At 53.6% G+C, this 22,212-nt stretch carries 17 protein-coding genes and 7 tRNA genes; 18 read left to right on the top strand and 6 right to left on the bottom strand.

The features are described from left to right. Positions 1 to 121 precede the first annotated feature (121 nt). Together speF and potE are read left to right on the top strand one after the other, a co-directional pair. Positions 122 to 2,320 (top strand): ornithine decarboxylase SpeF, encoded by a 2,199-nt coding sequence (speF, locus tag ACNQ0T_RS17960; protein WP_022647449.1) that lies wholly within the window; start codon positions 122 to 124, stop codon positions 2,318 to 2,320. After that, positions 2,317 to 3,630, top strand: a complete 1,314-nt coding sequence (gene potE / locus ACNQ0T_RS17955) for a putrescine-ornithine antiporter (RefSeq protein WP_022647448.1) — start codon at positions 2,317 to 2,319, stop codon at positions 3,628 to 3,630. The genes speF and potE overlap by 4 nt, the downstream gene beginning before the upstream one ends. Positions 3,631 to 3,740: 110 nt before the next feature. On the opposite strand, the gene pgm is transcribed toward potE, so the two are convergent. Continuing rightward, on the bottom strand, positions 3,741 to 5,381 hold the full coding sequence (gene pgm / locus ACNQ0T_RS17950; protein ID WP_023305695.1) for a phosphoglucomutase (alpha-D-glucose-1,6-bisphosphate-dependent): 1,641 nt from the start codon (positions 5,379 to 5,381) through the stop codon (positions 3,741 to 3,743). Positions 5,382 to 5,405: 24 nt separating this feature from the next. Next, the gene (seqA, locus tag ACNQ0T_RS17945; protein ID WP_417930284.1) at positions 5,406 to 5,951 is read right to left on the bottom strand and encodes a replication initiation negative regulator SeqA; all 546 of its coding nucleotides are present in this window, start codon (positions 5,949 to 5,951) and stop codon (positions 5,406 to 5,408) included. 183 nt (positions 5,952 to 6,134) lie between these two features. Between seqA and ybfF the strand changes: the two genes are divergently transcribed. The 4 genes from ybfF (at position 6,135) to fur (ending at position 8,748) form a co-directional block, all read left to right on the top strand. Beyond that, positions 6,135 to 6,908 carry an esterase gene (gene ybfF / locus ACNQ0T_RS17940; RefSeq protein WP_022647446.1) on the top strand — a complete coding sequence of 258 codons (774 nt, stop codon included), beginning with the start codon at positions 6,135 to 6,137 and terminating at the stop codon, positions 6,906 to 6,908. Positions 6,909 to 7,036: 128 nt separating this feature from the next. After that, positions 7,037 to 7,324 carry a LexA regulated protein gene (gene ybfE, locus ACNQ0T_RS17935; RefSeq protein ID WP_417930283.1) on the top strand — a complete coding sequence of 96 codons (288 nt, stop codon included), beginning with the start codon at positions 7,037 to 7,039 and terminating at the stop codon, positions 7,322 to 7,324. A 155-nt stretch (positions 7,325 to 7,479) separates the two neighbouring features. Next, complete coding sequence (fldA, locus tag ACNQ0T_RS17930; RefSeq protein ID WP_003858653.1) at positions 7,480 to 8,010, top strand: flavodoxin FldA; 531 nt, start codon at positions 7,480 to 7,482, stop codon at positions 8,008 to 8,010. 291 nt (positions 8,011 to 8,301) lie between these two features. Beyond that, positions 8,302 to 8,748 carry a ferric iron uptake transcriptional regulator gene (gene fur, locus ACNQ0T_RS17925; protein ID WP_003858655.1) on the top strand — a complete coding sequence of 149 codons (447 nt, stop codon included), beginning with the start codon at positions 8,302 to 8,304 and terminating at the stop codon, positions 8,746 to 8,748. 92 nt (positions 8,749 to 8,840) lie between these two features. Here the strand turns inward: fur and chiQ are convergent, their stop codons facing one another. The 4 genes from chiQ to nagE all read right to left on the bottom strand — a co-directional run bounded on the left by chiQ (position 8,841) and on the right by nagE (position 14,846). Further along, complete coding sequence (gene chiQ, locus ACNQ0T_RS17920) at positions 8,841 to 9,167, bottom strand: ChiQ/YbfN family lipoprotein (protein ID WP_038417002.1); 327 nt, start codon at positions 9,165 to 9,167, stop codon at positions 8,841 to 8,843. A gap of 47 nt (positions 9,168 to 9,214) precedes the next feature. Beyond that, positions 9,215 to 10,612 carry a chitoporin ChiP gene (chiP, locus tag ACNQ0T_RS17915; RefSeq protein WP_017694280.1) on the bottom strand — a complete coding sequence of 466 codons (1,398 nt, stop codon included), beginning with the start codon at positions 10,610 to 10,612 and terminating at the stop codon, positions 9,215 to 9,217. A gap of 447 nt (positions 10,613 to 11,059) precedes the next feature. After that, positions 11,060 to 12,727, bottom strand: a complete 1,668-nt coding sequence (gene glnS, locus ACNQ0T_RS17910) for a glutamine--tRNA ligase (RefSeq protein WP_058645949.1) — start codon at positions 12,725 to 12,727, stop codon at positions 11,060 to 11,062. A gap of 169 nt (positions 12,728 to 12,896) precedes the next feature. Next, the gene (nagE, locus tag ACNQ0T_RS17905; RefSeq protein WP_063149445.1) at positions 12,897 to 14,846 is read right to left on the bottom strand and encodes a PTS N-acetyl glucosamine transporter subunit IIABC; all 1,950 of its coding nucleotides are present in this window, start codon (positions 14,844 to 14,846) and stop codon (positions 12,897 to 12,899) included. A 325-nt stretch (positions 14,847 to 15,171) separates the two neighbouring features. Between nagE and nagB the strand changes: the two genes are divergently transcribed. The 12 genes from nagB (at position 15,172) to ACNQ0T_RS17845 (ending at position 22,036) form a co-directional block, all read left to right on the top strand. Next, positions 15,172 to 15,972, top strand: coding sequence for a glucosamine-6-phosphate deaminase (nagB, locus tag ACNQ0T_RS17900; protein WP_003858663.1), 801 nt, complete (start codon positions 15,172 to 15,174; stop codon positions 15,970 to 15,972). 54 nt (positions 15,973 to 16,026) lie between these two features. Next, positions 16,027 to 17,175, top strand: a complete 1,149-nt coding sequence (nagA, locus tag ACNQ0T_RS17895) for an N-acetylglucosamine-6-phosphate deacetylase (RefSeq protein WP_003858664.1) — start codon at positions 16,027 to 16,029, stop codon at positions 17,173 to 17,175. An 8-nt stretch (positions 17,176 to 17,183) separates the two neighbouring features. Beyond that, on the top strand, positions 17,184 to 18,404 hold the full coding sequence (nagC, locus tag ACNQ0T_RS17890) for a DNA-binding transcriptional regulator NagC (RefSeq protein WP_022647442.1): 1,221 nt from the start codon (positions 17,184 to 17,186) through the stop codon (positions 18,402 to 18,404). Between the two features lie 45 nt (positions 18,405 to 18,449). Then, positions 18,450 to 19,202: a ribonucleotide monophosphatase NagD gene (nagD, locus tag ACNQ0T_RS17885; RefSeq protein WP_003858667.1), complete on the top strand. Its 753-nt coding sequence runs from the start codon at positions 18,450 to 18,452 to the stop codon at positions 19,200 to 19,202. Between the two features lie 250 nt (positions 19,203 to 19,452). Further along, a complete protein-coding gene (gene asnB, locus ACNQ0T_RS17880) occupies positions 19,453 to 21,117 on the top strand; it encodes an asparagine synthase B (protein WP_015571128.1) in 1,665 nt (554 codons plus the stop codon). Positions 21,118 to 21,342: 225 nt separating this feature from the next. Continuing rightward, positions 21,343 to 21,419: transfer RNA gene (locus ACNQ0T_RS17875), tRNA-Met, on the top strand. 8 nt (positions 21,420 to 21,427) lie between these two features. Beyond that, a tRNA-Leu gene (locus tag ACNQ0T_RS17870) sits at positions 21,428 to 21,512 on the top strand. A gap of 23 nt (positions 21,513 to 21,535) precedes the next feature. Beyond that, positions 21,536 to 21,610 (top strand) — tRNA-Gln (locus tag ACNQ0T_RS17865). 32 nt (positions 21,611 to 21,642) lie between these two features. Then, a tRNA-Gln gene (locus ACNQ0T_RS17860) sits at positions 21,643 to 21,717 on the top strand. Positions 21,718 to 21,734: 17 nt separating this feature from the next. Further along, positions 21,735 to 21,811, top strand: a tRNA-Met gene (locus ACNQ0T_RS17855). A 41-nt stretch (positions 21,812 to 21,852) separates the two neighbouring features. Beyond that, positions 21,853 to 21,927 (top strand) — tRNA-Gln (locus ACNQ0T_RS17850). A gap of 34 nt (positions 21,928 to 21,961) precedes the next feature. After that, positions 21,962 to 22,036, top strand: a tRNA-Gln gene (locus ACNQ0T_RS17845). The last annotated feature ends 176 nt before the right edge of the window (positions 22,037 to 22,212 follow it).

Here is a 22,212-nt window from a genome sequence, read left to right as displayed (position 1 = left end):
CAAAAAAGCAATTAACTGATTTCGTATCAGCGGACACGCTTTGCTTTTTTTTCCGGAAAAAATCGATTTCTTTACCGCAAGAAGTCGAGGGACCCATATTGCCTGAAATAAAGAGATAAAGATGAAAACGTTAAAAATTGCCGTCAGCCGTGCCTGCCCTGAATGCTTTACCACTTCGCGCGAGATCGTGGATATCACCGCATCAGATTATATTGATGTGGCAGCCGTGGTTCTGGCCGTCAGTGATATTTTCAATGGCGCCATAGAAGAAATAGAAGCCACGGGATTCGGTATTCCGGTGTTTATTGCCACGCATAAAGAAGAAAGGGTTCCGGCTGAATTTTTGTCGCGTATTCACGGCGTTTTTGAGTACTCCGACACCAGCAATGCGTACTACGGACGCCAGCTTGAAGCGGCTGCGCAGAAGTACGAAACCCAGCTCCGTCCGCCGTTCTTCCGCGCGCTGGTCGATTACGTCCAGCAGGGGAACAGCGCGTTTGACTGCCCCGGACATCAGGGAGGCCAGTTCTTCCGCCGCCATCCGGCCGGAAACCAGTTTGTCGATTTCTTTGGCGAAACGCTTTTCCGCGCCGATCTGTGCAATGCCGACGTGGCAATGGGCGATCTGCTGATCCATGAAGGTGCGCCATGCATCGCCCAACAGCATGCGGCAAAAGTCTTTAATGCGGATAAAACCTACTTCGTGCTGAACGGCACCTCCTCTTCCAATAAGGTGGTGCTCAATGCCCTGCTCACGCCAGGCGATCTGGTGCTGTTCGATCGCAATAACCATAAATCTAATCACCACGGAGCACTGTTACAGGCGGGAGCGACGCCGGTGTATCTGGAAACAGCCCGCAACCCGTACGGGTTTATCGGCGGTATTGACGCACACTGTTTCGACGAGAGTTACCTGCGGGAACTGGTGTCAGAGGTCGCGCCTGGCCGCGCGCGGGATGAACGTCCCTTCCGTCTGGCGGTGATCCAGCTGGGCACCTACGACGGTACCATTTATAACGCCCGTCAGGTGGTGGATAAGATTGGTCACCTGTGCGATTACATCCTGTTTGACTCCGCCTGGGTGGGTTACGAGCAGTTTATCCCGATGATGGCCGACTGCTCGCCGTTGCTGCTGGAGCTGAACGAAAACGATCCGGGCATTCTGGTTACCCAGTCGGTGCATAAGCAGCAAGCGGGCTTCTCGCAAACCTCGCAAATCCATAAGAAGGACAGCCACATAAAAGGCCAGCCGCGCTATGTTCCGCATAAGCGCCTCAACAACGCCTTTATGATGCACGCCTCCACCAGCCCGTTTTATCCGCTGTTTGCCGCCCTGGATATCAACGCCCGCATGCACGAGGGGCAAAGTGGGCGCAACATGTGGATGGACTGCGTGGTGACGGGTATCGAAGCGCGAAAACTGATCCTTCAGAACTGTCAGTTTATTCGCCCGTTCGTGCCGGAGACGGTGGATGGCCGTCCGTGGGAAAGCTGGGATACGGCGGAGATCGCCACCGATCTGCGCTTCTTCCATTTCGTTCCGGGCGAACGCTGGCACGCCTTTGAGGGATATGCCGAGCATCAGTATTTTATTGATCCCTGCAAACTGCTGCTGACCACGCCAGGCATCAACGCCCGCACCGGCGAGTATGATGATTTCGGCGTGCCCGCCACCATCCTCGCCAACTTCCTGCGTGAAAACGGCATCGTGCCGGAAAAATGCGACCTCAATTCCATTCTGTTCCTGCTCACCCCGGCGGAGGACATGGGCAAATTGCAGCAGCTCGTCGCCCAGCTGGTGCGCTTCGAAAAACTGCTCCAGAGCGATGTGCCGCTGAAAGAGGTTCTGCCCTCTCTTTATAAGCAACATCCGGAACGTTATGCGGATTATTCCCTGCGTCAGATTTGTCAGGAGATGCACGACCTCTACGCCCGCCATAACGTGAAGCAGTTGCAGAAAGAGATGTTCCGCAAGTCTCACTTCCCGCGCGTCATGATGAACCCGCAGGAGGCGAACTATGCCTATCTGCGCGGTGAGGTCGAGCTGGTGTCACTGCGCGACGCGGAAGGCCGTATCGCCGCGGAAGGCGCGCTGCCTTACCCACCGGGGGTGTTGTGCGTGGTTCCGGGGGAAGTCTGGGGCGGTTCCGTGCTGCGCTATTTCGCCGCGCTGGAAGACGGGATCAATCTGCTGCCGGGCTTTGCGCCGGAGTTACAGGGGGTTTACGTCGAGGAGTGTGACGGGCGCAAACAGGTACGCTGCTACGTCATTAAACAACCCGCCGCTCAGCCGTCTCTGCTGAAAGGAGAAAAATTATGAGTAAGTCCAACAAGATGGGCGTGGTACAACTCACTATCCTCACCATGGTGAATATGATGGGGTCCGGGATCATCATGCTGCCCACCAAGCTCGCTGAAGTGGGGACGATTTCGATTATCTCCTGGCTGGTAACGGCAGTCGGCTCAATGGCGCTGGCGTGGGCGTTTGCCAAGTGCGGGATGTTCAGCCGTAAGTCTGGCGGCATGGGCGGCTATGCCGAATATGCGTTTGGCAAGTCGGGCAACTTTATGGCCAACTACACCTACGGCGTGTCGCTGCTGATCGCCAACGTGGCGATTGCCATCTCCGCTGTCGGTTACGGTACGGAGCTGTTTGGCGCGACGCTGACCCCGGTGCAGATTGGGCTGGCGACCATCGGCGTGCTGTGGATCTGCACCGTCGCCAACTTTGGCGGCGCGCGCATCACCGGACAACTCAGCAGCATCACCGTCTGGGGCGTGATCATTCCGGTAGTCGGTCTGTGCATCATCGGCTGGTTCTGGTTTAGCCCGACGTTGTACGCCAATTCCTGGAACCCGCACCACGTGCCGTTCTTTACCGCCGTGGGATCGTCCATTGCCATGACGCTATGGGCTTTCCTCGGTCTCGAGTCAGCCTGTGCGAATGCGGAAGTGGTGGAAAACCCGGAAAAGAACGTGCCGATCGCGGTACTCGGCGGGACGCTGGGGGCGGCGGTGATCTATATCGTCTCAACCAACGTGATTGCGGGAATTGTGCCCAACATGGATCTCGCCAACTCCACGGCGCCGTTCGGGCTGGCGTTTGCGCAGATGTTTACGCCAGAGGTAGGGAAAGTGATCATGGGACTGATGGTGATGTCCTGCTGCGGCTCGCTGCTGGGCTGGCAGTTCACCATCGCCCAGGTATTCAAATCCTCCGCTGACGAAGGTTATTTCCCGAAAATCTTCTCCCGCGTCACCAAAGCGGATGCGCCGGTACAGGGTATGCTGGCGATTGTGATTTTCCAGAGCGGTTTGTCGCTGATGACCATCAGCCCGTCACTGAACAGCCAGTTTAATGTACTGGTCAACCTGGCGGTGGTGACGAACATCATTCCGTACATTCTGTCGATGGCGGCACTGGTGATTATTCAGAAGGTGGCGAAGGTGGATCCGCGCAAAGCCCGGGCGGCCAATATCGTGGCGCTGATTGGGGCGATTTACAGCTTCTATGCGCTCTACTCGTCCGGTCAGGAGGCGATGCTGTATGGCGCGATGGTGACCTTTATGGGCTGGACGCTGTACGGTCTGGTGTCACCACGGTTTGAACTGAAGAATAAGCATAGTTAAAAAAGAAGCCCGGTGGCGCTAACGCTTACCGGGCCTACGAGATCAATGTTTTCTCCCTCTCCCTGTGGGAGAGGGCCGGGGTGAGGGCATCAGCCCGCACCAGACACCACTTACGCGTTTTTCAGCACTTCGCTGACAATCTCTACCGCTTCTTTCTCAATCTGCTGGCGGTGCTCAGCGCCGAGGAAGCTTTCGCAATAGATTTTGTACGCATCTTCCGTACCGGATGGACGCGCGGCGAACCAGCCATTTTCGGTCATCACTTTCAGCCCGCCGATGGATGCGCCGTTACCCGGTGCCGCCGTCAGACGCGCGGTGATCGGGTCACCTGCCAGGGTGCTTGCGCTGACCATCTCCGGAGAGAGTTTGGACAGAGCGGCTTTCTGAGCAGAGGTCGCGCCAGCCTGAATACGGTTATAGCTTGGCGCACCAAAGCGTGCCGCCAGGTCGTTGTAATGTTCCTGCGGGTTCTTACCGGTAACCGCGGTGATTTCCGCCGCCAGCAGGCACATGATGATGCCGTCTTTATCGGTTGACCATGGGGTGCCGTCGAAGCGCAGGAAGGATGCCCCCGCGCTCTCTTCACCACCAAAGCCGAAGCTGCCGTCGTGCAGACCGTCAACAAACCACTTGAAGCCCACCGGCACTTCCACCAGCTTGCGGCCCAGCGCATCGACCACACGGTCAATCATGGCGGAAGAGACCAGCGTTTTACCCACCGCAACCTCTTTGCCCCACTGCGGACGATGCTGGAAGAGATAATTGATCGCAACAGCCAGGTAGTGGTTAGGGTTCATCAGCCCAGCCGGGGTGACGATACCGTGGCGGTCGTAGTCCGGGTCGTTGGCAAACGCCAGGTCGAACTTGTCGCGCAGCGCCAGCAGGCCAGCCATTGCGCATTCGGAGGAGCAGTCCATACGGATCGCGCCGTCTTTGTCCAGGTGCATAAAGCGGAAGGTCTGATCGACGTGATCGTTCACGATGGTCAGATCCAGCTTGTAGTGCTCGGCAATGCGTTTCCAGTATTCAATACCGGAGCCGCCCAGCGGATCCACGCCCAGCTTCAGACCGGCTTTCTGGATAGCGGCCATATCGACGATATCCGCCAGCCCTTCCACGAACGGCTGCACCAGATCCTGCTCTTTCACGTGGCCGGACGCCATGGCTTCATCCAGCGAGATGCGCTTCACGCCGTTCAGACCGTTAGCCAGTAACGCGTTGGCGCGATCTTCCACCACTTTCGTGACGTTGGTATCCGCCGGGCCACCGTTAGGTGGGTTGTACTTGATGCCGCCATCTTCCGGTGGGTTGTGGGACGGGGTGATCACAATACCGTCCGCCTGCGCGCCACCTTTTTTGTTATGTACCAGAATAGCGTTAGAAACCGCAGGCGTTGGCGTGAAACCGTTGTTCTCCTGAACAATCACGTCTACGCCGTTTGCCGCCAGTACTTCCAGCACGGAGATAAAGGCAGGTTCAGACAGGGCGTGGGTATCTTTCCCAACATAGCACGGACCGGTGACGCCATTTTTGGCGCGCTCTTCCGCGATGGCCTGAGCAATGGCCAGAATGTGCGGTTCGTTAAAGCTATGGCGCGCCGCGCTGCCGCGGTGGCCAGATGTACCAAACTTCACTGCGTGTTCTGCGTTGCCCACCACCGGCTTCAGCACGTAGTACTGCGCGGTCAGTTGAGCGACGTTAATCAAATCGCGTTGTTGTGCAGGTTGTCCTGCACGGCTGTGATTTGCCATTGCCTGGTCCTTCTGATGCAAGGGTTAAATTGTACCGCAAACCTTTTCGATCAATTCCGCCGGGAACTGCATGGACTGCATGATATGTTCGATCATGCTGCACTTGCGGCCCGTATTGGTATTGGTGATCACCCAGTATGGCGTACCGGGAACATGTTTGGGTTTGGTTTGGTTGCCATTTTGCAGCAGGGTCTGCTCGTCACCTGCGAAGTAAACGCGCGTGCGACCGTGCAGCGACTCTGTCGCTTCTGCAAATGCGTTGTTATCCAGTGAATAAAGTGTAGACAGCACCAGCATAAAGCGGTTAACCGCCTTTCTCTGCTCTGCATATTCATCGGACAGCAGCAGCTCGCGCATCGCGCGCACTTTGTCTTTTGCCGGTATGACGGCAGGTTTTACTTGTGCAACAACGCTCGGCTGAGACACAACATCTTTAGTGACAGGAGTGGGCTGTGAGGCGGCGGAAATTTTAAGCATGCGCCGTAAAATGTCGGACGCGCTCTCCCCAATATGCCGCGTCTGGCTGGCAATATACTGATAGAGTTCGTCATCAACTTCGATTGTTTTCATCTTAATCCAGTGCGATATCTTATCTGAATACAAGTCGTTGAGATTATAAGGTCTAATCCCAACAGCGGATAGCGTCAAACCAGGTTGGCGGCAAAAGTCAGATTAAACTGGATCCTTGCCCCCGGGCGGCAGAATGGTCAACATGATACCCTAACCTGACAAACCTAAAAAAAGAACTTTGCCATGAAATTGAATACCCGAGCGCAAACTGCACAATCGCCGAACAATAATTCTCCCATCGTACTGGTTCACGGCCTGTTTGGTAGTCTGGATAACCTGGGCGTGCTGGCGCGCGATTTAGTGACCGATCACGAGATCCTCCAGGTTGATATGCGCAATCACGGTCTTTCAGGACGCTCGGAGGAGATGACCTACGCAGCCATGGCGCAGGATCTGCGGGACACCCTCGATGCGAATAATATTCAGAAAGCGACGCTCATCGGGCATTCAATGGGCGGTAAAGCGGTGATGGCGCTTACAGCGCTGGCCCCTGAGCGAATTTCCGGTCTGGTGGTCATTGACGTTGCGCCCGTCAATTACGACGTTCGCCGTCACGATGAGATTTTCGCTGCGATCAATGCTGTGACAGAGTCAGGCGTCTCCACACGCCAGCAGGCGGCAGCCGTTATGCGCGAGCATCTCGATGAAGAAGGCGTGGTCCAGTTCCTGCTGAAATCCTTTGTTGACGGACAATGGCGCTTTAACGTCCCGGTACTGTGGGATCAGTATTCGCATATTGTGGGGTGGGAAAATGTCCCCGCCTGGCCGCACCCTACCCTCTTTATTCGCGGCGGCAACTCCCCTTACGTTACTGACGCGTACCGTGACACGCTGCTGGCGCAATTTCCGCAGGCTCGCGCTCACGTCATCGCCGGTGCCGGGCACTGGGTACACGCGGAAAAACCGGATGCCGTCCTGCGCGCCATTCGCCGCTATCTTACTGATACAGCGAATTGATTAAAAAGCCAGCGACCGGAAGACGACGGGCTTCCAGTCGTTGGCGTGTGGATTTGGGTGATGTATGATGGCGCGCTTATCGCCCGGGCATTAGCAGGGCGGCGTGTTTCCCCCGAAGTCTCAGAATCATGGCCAAAGAACAAACGGACCGTACGACACTAGATCTGTTCGCGAATGAGCGTCGACCGGGACGACCGAAAACGAATCCGCTTTCGCGCGATGAACAGCTGCGTATCAATAAACGCAACCAGCTTAAACGCGATAAATATCGTGGGCTTAAGCGTGTCGAACTGAAGCTGAATGCCGATGCCGTCGATGCGCTTAACGAGTTAGCTGACGCGCGCAACATCAGCCGCAGCGAACTGATCGAAGAGATGCTGATCGCCCAGCTTGAGACGTTACGCGGCAAGGCGTGAGTCAGAAAATCCTCAATATTACCTTTTTCATGTAGCACAGAGTGCAGTCCTGCGTGATAGCTGTTTCCGCAGGGTTGCCTGTTCTGCTATTATTGCCCTTATCCGTGGACAATTTGCGCCACCATACCATTAAGTTTCAAGAGGTTATTTTACTCATGGCAATCATCGGCATTTTCTTTGGCAGTGATACCGGCAATACTGAAAATATCGCAAAAAACATTCAAAAACAGCTCGGTAAAGACGTTGCTGATGTGCATGACATCGCCAAGAGCAGCAAAGAAGATCTCGAGGGCTATGACATCCTGCTGCTGGGCATCCCCACCTGGTACTACGGTGAAGCACAGTGTGACTGGGACGATTTCTTCCCGACGCTGGAAGAAGTCGACTTCAACGGCAAGCTGGTTGCCCTGTTTGGCTGTGGCGATCAGGAAGACTATGCTGAGTATTTCTGTGATGCGCTGGGCACTATTCGCGACATCATTGAGCCACGCGGTGCGGCGATCGTCGGTCACTGGCCAACGGCGGGTTACCATTTCGAAGCGTCCAAAGGTCTGGCAGATGACGATCACTTCGTTGGCCTAGCCATTGATGAAGACCGTCAGCCAGAGCTGACCGCTGAGCGTGTAGAAAAATGGGTTAAGCAGGTTCGTGAAGAGCTGAACCTGGACGATATCCTTAACGCCTGATATCTCTGCGGCGCAACTCCGGTTGCGCCCGTTTTCCAGGTAAAACCGATTAAATTAATTGCTACAAACTTTTAACTTTTTCGCCCAGACCTGTACAATATCCCCCTGGTAAAAAGTGGGTGCCATCGAACAAGTTTGTTGGTGATACCACGTTTTTATAAGCATACTTTGCTTGAGACTTGCAGTTTTCATTTAGCCATGGCAGTTCTATAATGAGACGCATTATCCCAAGTGCATTTTCTGTCACTTCTTCTTTTGAAGTGAATCGTTTAGCAACAGGACAGATTCCGCATGACTGACAACAATACCGCATTAAAGAAAGCTGGCCTGAAAGTAACGCTTCCTCGGTTAAAAATCCTTGAAGTGCTTCAGGGGCCAGACAATCACCATGTCAGTGCGGAAGACCTTTATAAGCGTCTTATCGATATGGGTGAAGAAATTGGGCTGGCAACCGTCTATCGTGTGCTGAACCAGTTTGATGACGCGGGCATTGTTACTCGTCATAATTTCGAAGGCGGTAAATCCGTGTTCGAGCTGACTCAGCAGCATCACCACGATCACCTGATCTGCCTCGATTGCGGCAAGGTCATTGAATTTAGCGATGATTCCATTGAATCACGCCAGCGTGAAATCGCCGCCCGTCATGGCATCCGCCTGACCAACCACAGCCTGTACCTGTACGGTCACTGCGCTGAAGGTGATTGCCGCGAAAATGAACATGCGCACGACGCAAAATAAGTCAGTGTTCATACTCTGAGCCAGCCGTGAGGTTGGCTTTTTTTTGCCTGGAAAAAGCCCGGTAAGCGCAGCGCCACCGGGCGTAAAGCAACTTATTTATTGTTATTGCGAATCTCGTCCCAAATCTTATCGCAACGCTTCGCCACTTCCTGATCGTTACCGGTTTTACGCGCCTGAATACAGGCCTGGTAATCCATCACGCGAACGTTTTCCTGCGTGGCGAATTGCTCATGGGCTTTGTCTTTTTTCAGCACGTTCAGCACGCTTTGACAGGCTTCAATCTTCTCAGGTGAACCTTGTGCGGTATTGATGCACGCGCTGTAGGCCTCTTTAAGACGGGAGTCTTCTTTCGGCGCCTGATCCTGCGCGCACGCCACCAGCCCTAATGCCAGCAGCGCAACGATTACCCTTTTTTTCATCATGTTCAGTCTCCATAACGGCGGGACACAGCCCGCCGCAGCATTCATCAGAAGATGGTAAATGGCGCAATGACCATAAATTTCACGTCGCGCTCATCCTGGAAGATGTTGCCGTAACCGCCCGCGTAGCTCGGGATATCGGAGTGGTTGTCATACTGGGTGAAGTGCAGTTTGAACATCGTGCCTTTCGCACGGCCCTCCTGCAGGGTATAAATCGCATCCAGACTGTATGAAGACTCTTTCAGACGGTAGTTCGGATCGTAGTAGGCGTCTGGCGTAGCCATATCCGCTGGCTTCGCGTCCCAGGCGTACGCGTAGGACGCGCCCACTGCCCAGCCAGGCAGGTTCCAGTTCTTCAGGTCATACATTGCGCCGAAGAAGACTGCCTTTTCGCCGTCGGCGTTGAAGTCAGAGCGGTTATCCCACCAGATATCCAGACGACCGTTGGAAGAGGCGTAGGTTGGCGTCATACGTTGCAGGAAATAGCCCTGCTGCCCTTCTGCCTTGACCCATGTACCCTCCAGACGCAAATCGACCTGACCCACCTTGTAGCCGAAGGTTAGCGCCTGTAACCACGCGGTGCCGTCATAAATATCATTTACGCTGCCATCGCTGACCTTGTCGCGCGTACCGTAGAACTGATAGCTGGTGCTCAGCGGGCTACCTGCGATATCAAATTTGTAGCTGGCTTTAGCAAAGTACTGATCGATATACCCTTCAGCCTGACCAAAAGCCGCTTCCAGCACCAGATCGTTTTTGAAGTCGTACTTCGCCCCCAGCGAGTGGAGATAATCAACTTTGGTTTTTTTATCGTTTTGATAGAACTTGTCCATCTCAATGTGCCACGGCGCTTTGTACTCGTTGGTCCACATATAGGAGAAGCTCAACGCCCCCGCATCGCCGTAGTCAAAATTAGCACCGGCTTCCGCGCCCTGATAGGTACCTGGCATAAAGCTCCAGTGCGGCGCTAACAGCGTCTGACCGGTTGGCTGGATATAACCACCACGCGCCCAGACCGGGCCATATTTGAATTTTGCAGCCGCTTTATACAGGCTGATTCCGCTTTTATCGCCGGACCAGTCTTCGTCGTAAGCTTTATTGCTGGAGGAGAACGCAATTTCGTTCGGATGGCCGCTGTCGCCATTTTCGGCCATTTCAATTGCGGTGAACGCTGCAATATCGATCCCGAACATATCGGCGGCATATCCCGACTGGAAATCCAGGTTGGCGTTCCAGGTCGAGTGAGAAAGGTTAGTTTTGTATTTATCTTCAGTGACGTCTTTACGGTCACGCTCACGTTGCCAGTAATAAATACCGCCCGTAAGGGTGGAATCTTCAATGAAACCTGCTGCTTTTGCCTCTGGCGCAACCACCAGGCCCGACATTGCTGTCACACCGGCGATAGCCAGCGCCAGCGCACTACGTTTGCCACTGAACGTACGCATAGATTATTCCTCTTTGACGAATTAAAACGCCTTAAACGGCGAAAAACAGAAAAGACCAAATGGTCAGGGGTAGTCAGAAATACCCTCGAATTAACTACCGTCTTTAGGTTATTTTTCGCGACGCGAATTATCAATGCTTTTAATCAGGCAAAAGTCAGGATTATGACGAAGAGCACATATTTCGTAGTGCTTTGTAACATTTACCGGGAAGCGAGTACTGGCGGGGGAATACGCTAATTTTCAGTAAGTAACATTGAGATTGAGAATATATTTTTCAGCGTTTCTGTTTTTGGAAAACAACAAACTTTTTTTAAATAAAATAAGTAGCACCACATTGACCTGGAATGTTGGCTTTAAAAGATTATCCCGATGCTTAACGACATGATCGTTAAATAAAAAAACGCCGCATTACGCGGCGTTTGTTTCTCATTGACCAGAGCAGCGTTATTATTCGCCGATCTTAGTCCAGGTATCACGCAGACCCACGGTACGGTTAAATACCGGTTTTTCTGCCGTGCTGTAACGACTGTCCAGGCAGAAATAACCCTCACGTTCGAACTGGAACGCTTTACCGGCTTCAGCGACTTTCAGAGACGGCTCGGCATACCCCTGCTTGATAATCAGCGACTCAGGGTTAATAACCGCCAGGAAGTCTTCCGCTGCGCCTGGGTTAGGCACGCTGAACAGACGGTCGTAGAGACGGATCTCAACCGGCAGCGCATGCTGCGCGCTCACCCAGTGGATTACACCTTTCACTTTACGGCCATCCGCCGGATCTTTGCTCAGCGTTTCTGCGTCGTACGTACAGAAGATGGTCGTGATGTTACCTTCCGCATCTTTCTCTACGCGCTCGGCTTTGATTACATAGGCGTTACGCAGACGTACTTCTTTGCCCAGCACCAGACGCTTGTACTGCTTGTTCGCTTCTTCGCGGAAGTCGGCACGATCGATCCAGATTTCACCGCTGAACGGCACGTCGCGGGTGCCCATTTCCGGTTTGTTCGGATGGTTAGGCATAGAGACCAGTTCGCTCCCGCCCTGCGGATAGTTTTCGATAACCAGTTTCACTGGATCGATCACCGCCATCGCGCGCGGCGCGTTTTCGTTCAGGTCTTCACGAATGCAGGATTCCAGAGACGCCATTTCGATGGTGTTGTCCTGCTTGGTGACGCCGATACGTTTGCAGAACTCACGAATGGAGGCGGAGGTGTAGCCACGACGACGCAGGCCAGAGATGGTCGGCATACGTGGGTCGTCCCAGCCTTCAACGTGCTTGTCAGTGACCAGCAGGTTCAGCTTACGCTTGGACATCACGGTGTATTCCAGGTTCAGACGAGAGAACTCGTACTGACGCGGATGCACAGGAATGGTGATGTTATCCAGCACCCAGTCGTACAGACGACGGTTGTCCTGGAATTCCAGCGTGCACAGAGAGTGCGTAATGCCTTCCAGCGCATCGCTGATGCAGTGGGTGAAGTCGTACATCGGGTAGATGCACCACTTGTTACCGGTCTGGTGGTGTTCTGCGAACTTAATGCGGTACAGCACCGGATCGCGCATCACGATGAACGGAGACGCCATATCGATTTTGGCACGCAGACACGCTTTACCTTCTTCAAAGCCACCGGCACGCATTTTTTCAAACAGCGCCAGGTTCTCTTCCACGCTACGATCGCGGAACGGACTGTTCTTACCGGGCTGAGTCAGCGTACCGCGGTATTCACGGATTTCGTCAGCAGAGAGCTCGTCGACGTATGCCAGACCCTTGTTAATCAGTTCAACCGCATAGGCATACAGCTGATCGAAATAGTCTGAGGAATAGCAGATATCACCAGACCAGTTGAAGCCCAGCCATTGCACGTCGTTTTTAATCGACTCAACGTATTCGATGTCTTCTTTTACAGGGTTGGTGTCATCGAAACGCAGGTTGCACTGCCCCTGGTAGTCTTGCGCAATACCAAAGTTCAGGCAGATCGATTTAGCGTGACCAATGTGCAGGTAGCCATTTGGCTCCGGCGGGAAACGCGTGTGGACTGTGGTGTGCTTACCACTGGCCAGATCTTCATCGATGATCTGACGAATAAAGTTACTCGGGCGGGCTTCTGCCTCACTCATCGTGGATTCCTCAAAGCGTAAACAACGTATAACGGCATATGATCTTATAAGCCGGACGTAGTGACAACCCTTAAAACGTCCCGGAAGAAAATAATGGGGGCAATTGCTGCAAAAAAAAGCGGCGGAGGATATCCCCCGCCGCTAAAGGCATAACTCTACTCAGGAGCGATTACTTGCCTTTAATCTCATACAGTGGCGTTTGGCCTGCAACTACCTGCCCCTGCGCCTGGATCACCAGACCGCTGAAGTCGTCGATGTTGCTGCACACTACCGGGCTTATCATGGAGCGCGCGTTGGCGTTCAGGAACTCCAGATCCATTTCCAGAATCGGCTGGCCTGCCGCCACTTCAGCGCCCTCTTCCACCAGGCGAGTAAAGCCCTGACCGTTCAGCGCAACGGTATCGATACCCATATGGACAACGATCTCCGCGCCTTTTTCCGTTTCCAGGCAGAACGCGTGGTTGGTGTTGAAGATTTTCACGATAGTACCGGCTGCCGGAGAGACCACGGTTTTGTCCGTTGGTTTCACCGCCACGCCATCACCAACCGCTTTGCTGGCGAACGCTTCGTCAGGCACCTGCTCAAGCGCAACAACGTCACCTGTCACCGGAGAAACCAGCGCAGCGATGGTCACCGCATTTGGCACAGCCTGCGGTTTTGCAACCGGCGTGTCAGCCACTGGCGCGTTATCCGTTGAGGCGGCAGCGACCGGCCCACGGGCAACCACTTTTTTCATTTCATCGCCGATAGATTCGGCTTTCGCACCCACGATAACCTGGATGGTTTGTTTGTTCAGCTTCACCACACCAGACGCACCAAGGCGTTTGCACATTGCATCGCTCACGCGCGCGGAGTCGCCCACGGTCAGACGCAGACGGGTAATACAGGCATCGATCGCTTTCAGGTTGTCGGTGCCACCCACAGCGGCAATATAGCTGGTTGCCAGCTGGGTTAAACCCTCTTCGGTATTGCTGTTGGCTTCACTGGTCACAACATCATCTTTCGTATCTTCGCGGCCCGGCGTCTTCAGGTTAAACATACGAATAACTGCGCTGAACAGAACGAAGTAGATAACGAAGAAGATCAGGCCCATCACCACCAGCATCCAGACGTTGCTGCTTGCCGCCGGCAGGTTGTACATCAACACATAGTCGATAGCGCCTGCGGAGAAGGAGAAGCCTGCATGGATACCCAGAAGGGTGGCAACGAACAGGCTGATACCGGTCAGGATCGCGTGCATCAGATACAGCAGCGGAGCCAGGAACATGAACAGGAATTCCAGTGGCTCGGTCACGCCGGTCAGGAAGGCGGTGATCGCAACGGACAGCAGCATCCCGCCAACCATTGGGCGACGCGCTTTCGGCGCAGCCAGGTACATTGCCAGCGCGGCGCCAGGCAGACCAAACATCATGATTGGGAAGAAGCCGGACATGAACATGCCCGCGGTGCCGTCACCTGCGTAGAAGCGGTTAATATCACCGTGGAATACCGCGCCAGCCGCGTTGGTGAACTCACCAATCTGGAACCAGGCGATGGTGTTCAGTACCTGATGCAGACCGGTTGGGATCAGCAGACGGTTAATGAAACCGAAGATGCCCGCGCCCATTGCGCCCGCAGACACGATCCACTCGCCACCCGCATGGATAGCATGCTGAACCGGTGGCCAAACGTAGCCAAAGATGGCGGCGAGGATCAGACAGAAAAAGCCCGTCGCAATCGGCACAAAACGTTTACCGCCGAAGAAGCTCAAGAAGTCAGGCAGTTTGATACCCGCCCAGCGGTTGTACACGGCGCCACCGACCAGACCGGTAATGATACCCGCCAGTACACCCATGTTGATTTCCGGGTTGATGGTTACCATCGCTTTCGTGAGGATGAAGTAACCTACCGCCCCTGCCAGTGCCGCAGCACCGGCGCTGTCTTTTGACCAGCTTGACGCCACGCCGATGGCGAAAATCAGCGCAAGGTTGTCAAAAATGGCGCCGCCTGCCTGGGCAATAAACGGCACATTAAGAAGATCGGGTTGCCCGAATCGCAGCAGCAATGCTGCAACCGGTAGCACGGCGATAGGGAGCTGCAAAGCCCTACCGAGGCGCTGGAAAAAACCTAAAATATTCATCCTATTCCCCCTACGAGACCCTTTGTTAAGACTCGCGCATAAACTATGTTTTTATTGTGTCACGAACGATAGATACTGTTGATGATTCACTGGCAGTGTGAGTGTGTGAAAAATTAATTCGTATCGCAAATTAAACACCTATTTTTTGTGATTATTGTCACCAAATATCGTATTAAACCCTCCCTTTCACTGGCTAACCACGAAAACTTATTTTATCATTCAAAAAATCAAGACGGATTGATCCAGCCTGAAAGGTTCCAGGTTACGCTTAGTTCAGGTTGCACTAATCATCCGCCCACTTTTACTTAAACTTTAGAGGTGAATAATGAGACTGATTCCCCTGGCAACAGCTGAACAAGTCGGAAAATGGGCTGCTCGTCATATCGTTAACCGCATCAACGCGTTCAAACCAACAGCCGATCGTCCTTTCGTACTCGGCCTTCCAACCGGTGGTACTCCCCTGACCGCGTATAAGGCTTTGGTTGAAATGCACAAAGCGGGCCAGGTGAGCTTTAAACATGTTGTGACCTTCAACATGGACGAATATGTCGGCCTGCCAAAGGAACATCCGGAAAGTTACCACAGCTTTATGCACCGTAATTTCTTCGATCACGTTGATATTCCGGCTGAAAACATTAACCTGCTGAATGGAAACGCGCCTGATATTGACGCAGAATGCCGTCAGTATGAAGAAAAAATCCGTTCCTACGGTAAAATCCACCTGTTTATGGGCGGCGTAGGCAACGATGGTCATATCGCGTTCAACGAACCGGCATCTTCACTGGCTTCCCGTACCCGTATTAAAACGTTGACCCATGACACGCGTGTGGCTAACTCCCGCTTCTTTGACGGCGACGTCAATCAGGTGCCTAAATACGCGCTGACCGTGGGTGTGGGTACACTGCTGGATGCCGAAGAAGTGATGATTCTGGTGCTGGGCGCAGTGAAAGCGCAGGCGCTTCAGGCTGCCGTTGAAGGCAACGTGAACCATATGTGGACGATCAGCTGCTTACAGTTGCATCCAAAAGCGGTTGTCGTGTGTGACGAACCGTCCACCATGGAGCTGAAAGTGAAAACGCTTAAATACTTCAACGAGCTGGAAGCTGAGAACATTAAAGGTCTGTAATTGAATAACCGCCTCTTTTATCAGGGGCGGTCGCTTTTTTAACCGGGGGTCGTTATGTACGCTTTAACCCACGGTCGGATTTATACCGGCCATGAAATTCTGGATGACCATGCGATTGTAATCGCCAATGGCCTGATTGAACGTGTTTGCCCGCTGGCGGAACTGCCGCCGGAGATCGAACAACGTTCCCTCAATGGAGCAGTAATCTCCCCCGGTTTCATCGACGTACAGCTTAACGGCTGCGGCGGTGTCCAGTTTAACGATACCGCAGAGGCGGTAACGGTTGAAACGCTGGAAATCATGCAAAAAGCCAACGAGAAATCGGGCTGCACCAGCTATCTGCCAACGCTGATTACCAGCAGCGATGACCTGATGAAACAGGGTATCCGCGTCATGCGCGAATACCTGGCAAAACATCCGAATCAGGCGCTGGGTCTGCACCTGGAAGGACCATGGCTGAATATGGTCAAGAAAGGCACCCATAACCCGAACTACGTGCGCAAACCGGATGCCGAGCTGGTGGATTACATGTGCGCCAATGCCGATGTGATCACCAAAGTGACGCTGGCACCGGAAATGACCGGCACGGACGTTATCAGCAAACTGGCCGCCGCCGGGATTGTGGTATCTGCGGGCCATTCGAACGCGACGCTGAAAGAGGCGAAGGCCGGTTTCCGCGCAGGTATTACATTTGCCACACACCTTTATAACGCGATGCCGTATATTACCGGTCGCGAACCGGGACTGGTTGGCGCAATTCTGGATGAACCAGACGTCTACTGCGGCATTATCGCCGACGGCTTGCATGTCGATTACACCAACATCCGCAACGCCAAGCGCCTTAAAGGCGACAAGCTCTGCCTGGTCACGGATGCAACCGCTCCGGCAGGAGCGAATATTGACCAGTTCATTTTTGCTGGTAAAACAATATACTACCGGAATGGACTGTGTGTGGATGAGAACGGCACGCTGAGCGGTTCTTCTCTGACGATGATCGAAGGGGTACGTAACCTCGTTGAACATTGCGGCATTGCGCTTGAGGAAGTGCTGCGCATGGCCACGCTTTATCCGGCGCGCGCTATTGGCGTCGATAAACAGCTCGGCGGTATTGCGCCAGGTATGGTTGCAAACCTGACGGCGTTCACACACGATTATAAAATTATTAAGACCATCGTTAATGGTAACGAGGTCGTCACTGAGTAAGTAAAAGTATGACACCAGGCGGACAAGCTCAAATCGGTAATGTCGATCTCGTTAAACAACTTAACAGCGCGGCAGTTTATCGCCTGATTGACCAGCACGGGCCAATCTCACGCATTCAGATAGCCGAACAAAGCCAGCTTGCTCCCGCCAGCGTGACAAAAATTACACGTCAGCTTATTGAGCGCGGCCTGATCAAAGAAGTGGATCAGCAGGCCTCCACCGGCGGCCGCCGCGCGATTTCCATCGTCACTGAAACCCGCAATTTTCAGGCCATTGGCGTTCGCTTAGGCCGTCATGACACCACGCTTACGCTCTACGATCTGAGCAGCAAGGCCATTGCCGAAGAGCACTACCCCCTTCCTGAGCGCACACAGGAGACGCTCGAACACGCGTTACTGAATACCATCGCGCAGTTTATCGAAAGCTGTCAGCGCAAGATCCGTGAACTCATCGCCATCTCGGTGATTTTACCCGGTCTGGTTGACCCGGAAAGCGGCGTTATTCGCTACATGCCGCACATTAAGGTAGAGAACTGGGGGCTGGTTGAGGCGCTGGAAAAGCGCTTCAAGCTGACCTGCTTTGTTGGTCACGATATCCGCTCGCTGGCGCTGGCGGAGCACTACTTTGGTGCGAGCCAGGACTGCGAAGACTCTATTCTGGTGCGCGTTCACCGTGGTACAGGTGCGGGTATCATCTCGAATGGCCGCATTTTTATTGGTCGTAACGGTAACGTAGGCGAGATCGGTCATATCCAGGTGGAACCGCTTGGCGAGCGCTGCCACTGCGGTAACTTTGGCTGTCTTGAAACCGTTGCCGCCAATGCCGCCATTGAACATCGCGTCCGCCACCTGCTGGAGCAGGGTTATCAGAGCCGCGTCACGCTGGGCGACTGTAAGATCGGTGCCATCTGCAAAGCGGCAAACAAAGGCGATGCGCTGGCCTGCGAAGTGATCGAACAGGTAGGACGCCACCTGGGTAAGACCATCGCCATTGCCATCAACCTGTTTAATCCGCAAAAAGTGGTGATCGCCGGCGAGATCGTTGAAGCCGAAAAAGTATTACTGCCTGCCATTGAAGGCTGCATCAATACCCAGGCGCTGAAGGCATTTCGCCAGAATTTGCCGGTGGTGCGATCTACGCTCGATCACCGCTCGGCAATTGGCGCATTCGCCCTGGTAAAACGTGCCATGCTCAACGGGATCCTGCTGCAACATTTGCTGGAATCCTGATCGGACCTTATAGTAACGCCTTCTTTTTTTGATGTCGGATTGTCCATGACCATTAAGAATGTAATTTGTGATATCGACGGCGTGCTGATGCACGACAACGTTGCCGTGCCGGGTGCTGCGGAGTTTCTTCACCGCATCATCGACAAAGGAATGCCACTGGTTCTTCTCACGAACTACCCTTCACAGACTGGTCAGGATCTGGCAAATCGCTTTGCTACCGCGGGTGTCAACGTCCCGGACAGCGTGTTTTATACCTCTGCGATGGCGACCGCGGATTTCCTGAAGCGTCAGGAAGGCAAAAAAGCCTACGTGGTTGGCGAAGGCGCGCTGATCCACGAGCTGTATAAAGCGGGCTTCACCATCACCGACGTGAATCCGGACTTTGTCATCGTGGGCGAAACGCGCTCCTTTAACTGGGAGATGATGCATAAAGCAGCCTACTTTGTCGCCAATGGTGCACGTTTTATCGCCACTAACCCGGATACGCATGGTCGTGGTTTTTATCCCGCCTGCGGTGCGCTGTGCGCCGGTATCGAAAAAATCTCAGGCCGTAAGCCGTTTGTTGTCGGCAAACCGAGCCCGTGGATCATCCGCGCTGCACTGAATACGATGCAGGCACACTCAGAAGAAACCGTCATTGTTGGCGACAACCTGCGCACCGATATTTTGGCCGGCTTCCAGGCCGGGCTTGAAACCATCCTGGTGCTTTCTGGCGTTTCACAGCTTGATGACATTGATACGATGCCGTTCCGGCCAAGCTGGATTTACCCCTCTGTCGACGAAATCGACGTTATTTGATTCAGAACCACGCCCCAGGGCGTGGTTTTTCATTTCTGCTGCCTGAAAATATCACTTCATCTAACGAAATCAGCTCTTCATTGAGAAATCATCAATAGAATGGCTTAATGCATACTCTTTTTTTAAGATTCGGCAATTGCCATTGCACTTTTTACGTTTTCATCGGTAAAACGCTTGCGCCCCCTCCCCTTTTTGCGGCATTTTCATAAGCAAGCAACATCACAACGCAACAGGGTTAACGGAGAAGGTTATGTGTTCTATTTTTGGCGTACTGGATATTAAAACTGACGCGGGCGAACTGCGTAAAAAAGCACTCGAATTGTCCCGCCTGATGCGCCATCGCGGTCCGGACTGGTCAGGCGTTTACGCCAGCGATAAAGCGATTCTGGCTCACGAACGTCTTTCCATTGTTGATGTCAACGCTGGCGCACAGCCGCTGTATAACGAGAAAAAAACGCACGCGCTGGCTGTTAACGGTGAAATTTACAACCATCAGGCGCTGCGCGCTGAGTACGGCGATCGCTACGCGTTTCAGACCGGCTCAGACTGCGAAGTGATCCTGGCGCTGTATCAGGAGAAAGGCCCGGAGTTCCTCGACGACCTGCAAGGTATGTTCGCCTTCGCGCTGTACGACAGCGAAAAAGACGCTTACCTGATTGGCCGCGACCATATTGGTATTATCCCGCTGTACATGGGACACGATGAACACGGTAACTTCTACGTTGCCTCAGAGATGAAAGCCCTGGTACCGGTGTGCCGCACCATCAAAGAGTTCCCGGCAGGTAGCTACCTGTGGAGTAAAGACGGCGAGATCCGCCCGTACTACCAGCGCGACTGGTTTGATTATGAAGCGGTGAAAGACAACGTGACGGATAAAGCCGAACTGCGTCAGGCCCTGGAAGAGTCAGTGAAAAGCCACCTGATGTCAGACGTACCTTATGGCGTACTGCTCTCCGGCGGTCTGGACTCCTCCGTGATCTCCGCGATTACCAAGAAATTCGCCGCACGTCGCGTGGAAGATCAGGAGCGCTCTGAAGCCTGGTGGCCGCAGCTGCACTCCTTTGCCGTGGGTCTGGAAGGGGCACCTGACCTGAAAGCCGCCCAGGAAGTGGCGAACCATCTCGGCACGGTGCACCATGAAATTCACTTCACCGTACAGGAAGGTCTGGATGCGATCCGCGATGTGATCTATCACATTGAAACCTATGATGTGACCACCATTCGCGCCTCCACGCCGATGTATTTGATGTCGCGGAAGATCAAAGCGATGGGCATCAAGATGGTGCTCTCCGGCGAAGGTTCTGACGAAGTGTTTGGCGGTTACCTCTATTTCCACAAAGCGCCAAACGCCAAAGAGCTGCATGAAGAAACGGTGCGTAAGCTACAGGCGCTGCACATGTTTGACTGCGCGCGCGCCAACAAAGCGATGTCCGCCTGGGGTGTGGAAGCCCGCGTGCCGTTCCTCGATAAGAAATTCCTCGATGTGGCGATGCGCATCAACCCGCAGGACAAAATGTGCGGCAACGGCAAAATGGAGAAACATATCCTGCGTGAATGTTTTGAATCCTACCTGCCGGCGAGCGTGGCGTGGCGTCAGAAAGAGCAGTTCTCCGATGGCGTGGGTTACAGCTGGATCGACACCCTGAAAGAGGTGGCGGCAAAACAGGTTTCTGATCAACAACTGGAAACTGCGAGCTTCCGCTTCCCGTACAACACGCCAGCCTCGAAAGAAGCGTATTTGTACCGTGAGATCTTTGAGGAGCTGTTCCCGGTTCCAAGTGCAGCCGAGTGCGTACCGGGTGGTCCATCGGTCGCCTGCTCTTCTGCTAAAGCCATTGAATGGGATGAATCCTTCAAAGCCATGAACGATCCGTCAGGACGCGCAGTGGGCGTTCACCAGTCTGCCTATAAATAATGTTCAGAGTATCATCAGGCCCTCCGGGGCCTGATTTTTTTGCCTCTCTTTTCCCCGCATAAAATCGATTAATAACCAATAATTGTCGAATATTCGGCCTCGCTGTTCGCAACCTAACCAAACAGTCACATTCCGGCTATTTTCATTGAAAAAGGTGTTGACGCTGCAAGGGTCTATACGCATAATGCGCCCCGCAACGCCGATAAGGTAACGCGAAAAAAAGATGGCTACGTAGCTCAGTTGGTTAGAGCACATCACTCATAATGATGGGGTCACAGGTTCGAATCCCGTCGTAGCCACCATCTTTTTTGCGGGAGTGGCGAAATTGGTAGACGCACCAGATTTAGGTTCTGGCGCCGCAAGGTGTGCGAGTTCAAGTCTCGCCTCCCGCACCATTCCCAGGTAAGCGTTGCACGGATGGGGTATCGCCAAGCGGTAAGGCACCGGTTTTTGATACCGGCATTCCCTGGTTCGAATCCAGGTACCCCAGCCATATTTCTTCGATCATGCGGTTCTCCGCGGTATTGGGGTATCGCCAAGCGGTAAGGCACCGGTTTTTGATACCGGCATTCCCTGGTTCGAATCCAGGTACCCCAGCCATCGAAGATTGCAGTACTGGCTACGTAGCTCAGTTGGTTAGAGCACATCACTCATAATGATGGGGTCACAGGTTCGAATCCCGTCGTAGCCACCATATTTATGTTATCGAATACGATTCGGTAAACTGAACATTGTTGGGGTATCGCCAAGCGGTAAGGCACCGGATTCTGATTCCGGCATTCCGAGGTTCGAATCCTCGTACCCCAGCCACTTTAAAGTCGTTAAGCAGTTTGTTTAACGCAATTGGGGTGTCGCCAAGCGGTAAGGCTCTGGTTTCTGATACCAGCATTCCGGGGTTCGAATCCCTGCACCCCAGCCACTTAAAACAAACAAGCCCGCTCTGCGGGCTTTTTTGTTTTTGTTGCTCAGAATAGTGCGGCCTGATGCCCTCACCCTAACCCTCTCCCACGGGGCTGAGGGATCCCCAGTAATTTTTTTATGCAGAAGCAATAAAGTTGCTTTCTAAATGACTGAGGGCTGTCAGCGATGCCCTGG

This window comes from Enterobacter cloacae complex sp.6700776, assembly GCF_048284255.1.
Taxonomy (GTDB): domain Bacteria; phylum Pseudomonadota; class Gammaproteobacteria; order Enterobacterales; family Enterobacteriaceae; genus Enterobacter; species Enterobacter intestinihominis.
Note: the sequence above shows the minus strand (reverse complement) of the source record. Positions and strands in the feature narration are given on the sequence as shown.

Coding starts and splice junctions, on each gene's coding strand:
- speF (WP_022647449.1), top strand. CDS start 122: ATGAAAACGTTAAAAATTGCCGTCAGCCGTGCCTGCCCTGAATGCTTT.
- potE (WP_022647448.1), top strand. CDS start 2,317: ATGAGTAAGTCCAACAAGATGGGCGTGGTACAACTCACTATCCTCACC.
- pgm (WP_023305695.1), bottom strand. CDS start 5,381: ATGGCAAATCACAGCCGTGCAGGACAACCTGCACAACAACGCGATTTG.
- seqA (WP_417930284.1), bottom strand. CDS start 5,951: ATGAAAACAATCGAAGTTGATGACGAACTCTATCAGTATATTGCCAGC.
- ybfF (WP_022647446.1), top strand. CDS start 6,135: ATGAAATTGAATACCCGAGCGCAAACTGCACAATCGCCGAACAATAAT.
- ybfE (WP_417930283.1), top strand. CDS start 7,037: ATGGCCAAAGAACAAACGGACCGTACGACACTAGATCTGTTCGCGAAT.
- fldA (WP_003858653.1), top strand. CDS start 7,480: ATGGCAATCATCGGCATTTTCTTTGGCAGTGATACCGGCAATACTGAA.
- fur (WP_003858655.1), top strand. CDS start 8,302: ATGACTGACAACAATACCGCATTAAAGAAAGCTGGCCTGAAAGTAACG.
- chiQ (WP_038417002.1), bottom strand. CDS start 9,167: ATGAAAAAAAGGGTAATCGTTGCGCTGCTGGCATTAGGGCTGGTGGCG.
- chiP (WP_017694280.1), bottom strand. CDS start 10,612: ATGCGTACGTTCAGTGGCAAACGTAGTGCGCTGGCGCTGGCTATCGCC.
- glnS (WP_058645949.1), bottom strand. CDS start 12,727: ATGAGTGAGGCAGAAGCCCGCCCGAGTAACTTTATTCGTCAGATCATC.
- nagE (WP_063149445.1), bottom strand. CDS start 14,846: ATGAATATTTTAGGTTTTTTCCAGCGCCTCGGTAGGGCTTTGCAGCTC.
- nagB (WP_003858663.1), top strand. CDS start 15,172: ATGAGACTGATTCCCCTGGCAACAGCTGAACAAGTCGGAAAATGGGCT.
- nagA (WP_003858664.1), top strand. CDS start 16,027: ATGTACGCTTTAACCCACGGTCGGATTTATACCGGCCATGAAATTCTG.
- nagC (WP_022647442.1), top strand. CDS start 17,184: ATGACACCAGGCGGACAAGCTCAAATCGGTAATGTCGATCTCGTTAAA.
- nagD (WP_003858667.1), top strand. CDS start 18,450: ATGACCATTAAGAATGTAATTTGTGATATCGACGGCGTGCTGATGCAC.
- asnB (WP_015571128.1), top strand. CDS start 19,453: ATGTGTTCTATTTTTGGCGTACTGGATATTAAAACTGACGCGGGCGAA.